The sequence below is a fragment of the Candidatus Jordarchaeum sp. genome, from assembly GCF_052745115.1.
The window spans coordinates 1-4381 of the sequence record NZ_JBRAKS010000313.1 but is presented as its reverse complement, the minus strand read 5'-3'; the positions used below and the strand labels follow the sequence as shown (position 1 = coordinate 4381).

The window sequence follows — 4381 nt, the reverse complement described above, 5'->3', positions numbered from 1 at the left end:
AAAATTCAAATGGATTCTAAATTTTTTATAAAAAAAATGAGGGTAGAGCGGTTACAAGATTTTGAGCAAGAAAGCCCTTCCTCTTTAGAGGTGGGATGAATTGCGAATGTAATGTGATATGAATAAATATGGAAAGTGGTATAATTGGGGTGTGGAAAGGAGTAAGAAGGAAATGATGAGAACCAACACCTTCCAACTGAAACCCGCAGGGGAGCAGACTGAAAGATTGTTCAAGCTGGCGGACAACTGCTCCAGGATGTACAACGAGATAAACTACAGGAGGAGGCAATCCTTCTTCTCGGGCAACTTTGACTGGAAGACCGACGAGGAATACCACAGGTACAAGAAACTGGTGGGCTCAGCCACCGCCCAGCAGATATTAAGGAAAAACGACGAGTCCTGGAAATCCTTCTTCGCCCTGCTGAAGAAGTGGAAAACGGGAAAGTTAGAGAGAAAACCGCGCCCCCCCGGGATACTGGAAGGACCGGAGAAGCGGGGAGAGAAAGCTGAGGATTCCCATCAGATGCAACTGCTACCGGCTGGAGGGCGATGTTTTAAAACTTCCTTTCGGGCTCAAAATAGAGTGGAAGGGCAAGAACAGGTGGAGCGGTAAGCAGGGGAGGCTTGAGATAGTCTACGATGAGCTCTCAGAGCGGTGGTACGCCTACATGCCAGTGGAGGTCGAGCCTCCGCACCAGCCAATTGGAAACAGGAGGGCGTACGTGGATCTGGGAGTAAAAGTCCCCGTAATGGTGAGTGTGGATGGGGAGGTGTTTGGCTACCGGGCAAATTCCCTGCTCTCGGACTGGTGGTACTGGACCAAAAGAATCGCCGAGCACCAGTCCATGCTCAAAGCAAGCAATGAGCACACCTCCCAACAGTTGAGGACACTGTACCGAAGGCGGCGGAGAAGGTTCAGAGACCGCGTGAACGGTCTGGTTTCAGACTTTTCGCAGATGTTGGCGGGAAGGTGTCTCGGAGATTGTTTGCGGCGATTTGAGAGAGGTAAGGAAACAAGCAAACTTCTCCAAAAAGTCAAACTCCCTGATACACAACTTCTGGTCCCACGGGTACGTGTTAAAAAGAATCAAAGAAAAAGCAGAGGAATACGAAATCAGAGTAACAACGGTTGAGGAGCGGGGAACATCGTCCCAGTGCCCAAGATGCGACTCTAAACACATAGTAAGAAAGGGTAGACTGTTCCGGTGTCTCAACTGCGGATTAGAGGCTCACAGAGACGCTGTGGGCTGTGTGAATATAGGACTCGCTCAGGGAGAACCAATCCCTGCGGGAGTCATTAACGGGGCGGTGACACGCCCCACGCTACCATGTGTGGCGTAGAATCCCCGATGCTTTAGCACGGGGAGTATGTCAGATCTCTTATTCCAGTTTTCTTGCTCTTACCATGTTTTCTCTCAGTGGTCTTGAAAGCTCTTCGATATATCCTTCTTGAGCACTTACAACGGCAATGGCTTGTTTAGCTCTTGGGGATACCGGGGCGAATAGAACTTCCTCTCTGTCTCGTATCAACCCGATTAGGTTTTCTGTCTCTGATATCTTGACTGTGGTGTTAGGTCTTGTAGAGAGTTTTTGAAGCGTATTCGGGTTCCCTGTGGCTGAGAGATCCACCTTAATTCTGGGATTTAGGGAGGCTATTGCTTCCGCATCTTTGTCGTCTAGGTTTGGGATGACCAGTAAAATGTTCGATTTAGCACTCGCCATGGATTTTCGTATAAATCCTTTTATATTGTCCCATCCGGAGATTACTCCGGTTCCCACAACCTCGGCAAAGGCTAAGTCCTTAACCTGTTTTAAGGCTGAGATTGCCTTTTCCTTAGCATCCCTAATCTGACCTTCAACTTCTGTTTTCACCGGCTTAATGGTGGTGTCAACACCTGCAGCGTATCTGGTTGTTTGTTCCTTTAATGTATTTGAAACACCGGAAAGGGCGTTCTCTATTTTCCCCTTAGTTTCGTTTACTGTGGCCTTTCTTTTTGTGCCTTGTGCAGTTACTTGGTCTTGGATATTCTTTGAGGTGGTGAGTAAGCCTTTAGAAACATTACCACGGGTGGTATCAATTGCGGAATCTATTCCCGACTTTAATTTATCGAAACTGTCTTGAACCTCTCTGGTTGTTCCATCAACTGAAGCAGTTACTTGTGATTCAAAACTGGTAGAGAAGTTACCAAGCCCGGTTTCAATTGATTCCCGAAGCTTTCCCACATCCTTGTTTGTGTTCTCGGAGGATGAACCTATAGTTTCACTGGCCTTTATTTTCACTCGCTCTAAGGATTCTAAAACATTTGATTCTGTGGAGCTTAAAGAACTTTCTAGTTGCTCTTTAACGGATAAAACATGCTGATGTAATGTGTCTAGCTGATTAGCCACGTCAGAAAGAACGCTTTCCACATTGCTTCTTGAACGTGTGATTGAATCCTTTGCGGAGGAAGAGGAAGCATCAATGCTTGACCCTATCTCATTTTTCAATCCGCTCATGGTTGTCTGGAAATTTTTCAAACTTTCGTTGAGACTAGATGAAACTCTCGTTTTCAAATCATTTACTCTCTCACCGAGTAGCGTCTGCAAATCGCTTTTAAGCTCCAAATTTTTAGAGGCAAATTGGGTACCGGCTTTATCTACATCCTCACTGATTTTTTCATTTACCCGAATAAGCGCTGCAGAAAGGTTTTTTTCCTCGGTCGAAAATCCACCAGAAACACTACCAATAACTGTTTTAAGTACCGCCTCGTCCGAGATTAGAAAATCCTCCAAAGCTTTAAGCAACTCTATCCGGTAATTCGAGAACATGCCCCCTAAATCGGCAGCCAGCTTCTCAAGGTTCACCCGGGTTTCTTGATTTACATTAGTTAATTTTTCACCAATGAAACCTGTTAAATTATCAAGCTGCCGTGAAATCTCCTCAGCGTTCTTATCCACCTTCAATTTCATTTCTTCTATACTCTTTTTTAGAGTCTGCACCACCGCAACATCAGACATAGAATTCCTCCTAAAAACTGCGTTATACAATTACAACTAAGGTATCCATACACCTCATCAAAGAATCCGAAAGAGGAACCCATCTTAACTCAACTATTTATTTACACATTTTAATTAATAAGCTCATTGGAGTAAAGGGCTAAAATTTAAAAAAATTAATAAAAATATTTCAACAAGTTTATAATAGTTTTATAATAAAAATCTTTTTAACGGATATAATAGCTATTCATCTCTTATTTTATGATTAGGAACTAGGTGTATAAAGCCCTCCATGAGGAAATATCCCATAACAACCTTGACAAAACCCGGGCTTTGCCTCAAATCCCGAGCAATTTGTTTCACAGTTCTTTTTCCATCATTCGCAAAAAGAATTTCCACGCCTCGAGCACCATAAATCTTCTGAATTTTTTCAATCTGGTAAACACCCTTCATTAGAGCCTCCCATGCCCTAGGAGAAATCTGGTACATATCATTGTCTTGAATTTTTACCCTAAAGCTAATCAAGCCTTTCACTACAAGACTCCGAATCTCATCCAGAATTTCACTAATACTATAACCGCTCCTTGCAGATATTTCCTGCAGATTAGTCTCTGGAAGCTCTCTCAAAATTTTTAAAATTACAGACATTTTGGGACTTATTTGAATACTGTTACTGAGTTTTGAAAGCAGCTCCGGAACATACTGAGGTAGAATAGATTGAGAGGGAAACGCTTTAAAAACATCGTTCCTAAAATCCTCAAAAACACCTAGCTCACCCTTCCACCTCTCAATCTGAGAGGAAAACTTTTTTTCAAAAGTACTAATCAGATTTTTCAGTACCATCCTAGTTTCCGGAGTTTCCTGATCAGCAATAAGTAGACCGTAAACATTGTTCCCCCGCTCAACTATTAATTTGAAACTTCCGCGATCAATGGTTTTTAACCACTCATCACCCATTTTAGGTAAGAGTTCCTCGGAAAAAGAAACTATGGCTGAGATAAATCCAGACAACCTATCGGGGTCTACCTCAACACCACTAAACTTCTGATGATACATACACTTTCCAGAATCTCTCTCAATAAAGTACAAAGCATAAATGTTAGATCTATCATCGGTCAAATCTAGAACCCCCATAAGAGATAATTAAGTACACCCCTTGAGCTTTTTTCACCCTATTTCCGATTTTAGACCACCTAGATTATCACTCTGGAATCGAATTCCAGACCATACATTTTTGTAGACAGTTTTTCTTGAAACTAAATAAATTTATCGTTAGGACTTACGCAGTTGGGCTATAGGATGTATGTGGGGTTAGCCAAGTAAGTCCGGACTGCTTCTCGAATGATGCTCACCTTAGCCTTGTACCAGCTTACGCCGGTCCGCAGCCGGTACGCCTCCAACCGGA

Annotated in this window: 5 protein-coding genes and 1 pseudogene; 3 read left to right on the top strand and 3 right to left on the bottom strand. The window is 43.2% G+C overall.

Annotated features, from left to right (window positions below):
* Nucleotides 1-118: 118 nt before the first annotated feature.
* From ACUVXA_RS16800 to ACUVXA_RS16790, 3 genes are read left to right on the top strand one after another with little or no spacing between them, the layout of a single operon-like run.
* Entirely contained in the window at nt 119-613 is a 495-nt protein-coding gene (locus ACUVXA_RS16800) for a hypothetical protein (protein WP_445872441.1), read from the top strand.
* 55 nt (nt 614-668) lie between these two features.
* Complete coding sequence (locus ACUVXA_RS16795; RefSeq protein ID WP_445872440.1) at nt 669-1133, top strand: transposase; 465 nt, start codon at nt 669-671, stop codon at nt 1131-1133.
* Nucleotides 1075-1341 (top strand): zinc ribbon domain-containing protein, encoded by a 267-nt coding sequence (locus ACUVXA_RS16790; RefSeq protein ID WP_445872439.1) that lies wholly within the window; start codon nt 1075-1077, stop codon nt 1339-1341. The genes ACUVXA_RS16795 and ACUVXA_RS16790 overlap by 59 nt, the downstream gene beginning before the upstream one ends.
* 39 nt (nt 1342-1380) lie before the next feature.
* Here the strand turns inward: ACUVXA_RS16790 and ACUVXA_RS16785 are convergent, their stop codons facing one another.
* From ACUVXA_RS16785 to ACUVXA_RS16775, 3 genes and pseudogenes are all read right to left on the bottom strand, one after another.
* The gene (locus ACUVXA_RS16785; RefSeq protein ID WP_445872438.1) at nt 1381-2997 is read right to left on the bottom strand and encodes a hypothetical protein; all 1617 of its coding nucleotides are present in this window, start codon (nt 2995-2997) and stop codon (nt 1381-1383) included.
* 222 nt (nt 2998-3219) lie between these two features.
* Nucleotides 3220-4095: a hypothetical protein gene (locus ACUVXA_RS16780; RefSeq protein WP_445872437.1), complete on the bottom strand. Its 876-nt coding sequence runs from the start codon at nt 4093-4095 to the stop codon at nt 3220-3222.
* A gap of 173 nt (nt 4096-4268) precedes the next feature.
* A pseudogene (locus ACUVXA_RS16775) lies at nt 4269-4381 on the bottom strand (IS701 family transposase); the annotation flags it as partial.

Bases quoted from the DNA above. Each gene is read 5' to 3' on its own strand.
- ACUVXA_RS16785 (WP_445872438.1), bottom strand. From the start codon at position 2,997: ATGTCTGATGTTGCGGTGGTGCAGACTCTAAAAAAGAGTATAGAAGAA.
- ACUVXA_RS16795 (WP_445872440.1), top strand. From the start codon at position 669: ATGCCAGTGGAGGTCGAGCCTCCGCACCAGCCAATTGGAAACAGGAGG.
- ACUVXA_RS16800 (WP_445872441.1), top strand. From the start codon at position 119: ATGAATAAATATGGAAAGTGGTATAATTGGGGTGTGGAAAGGAGTAAG.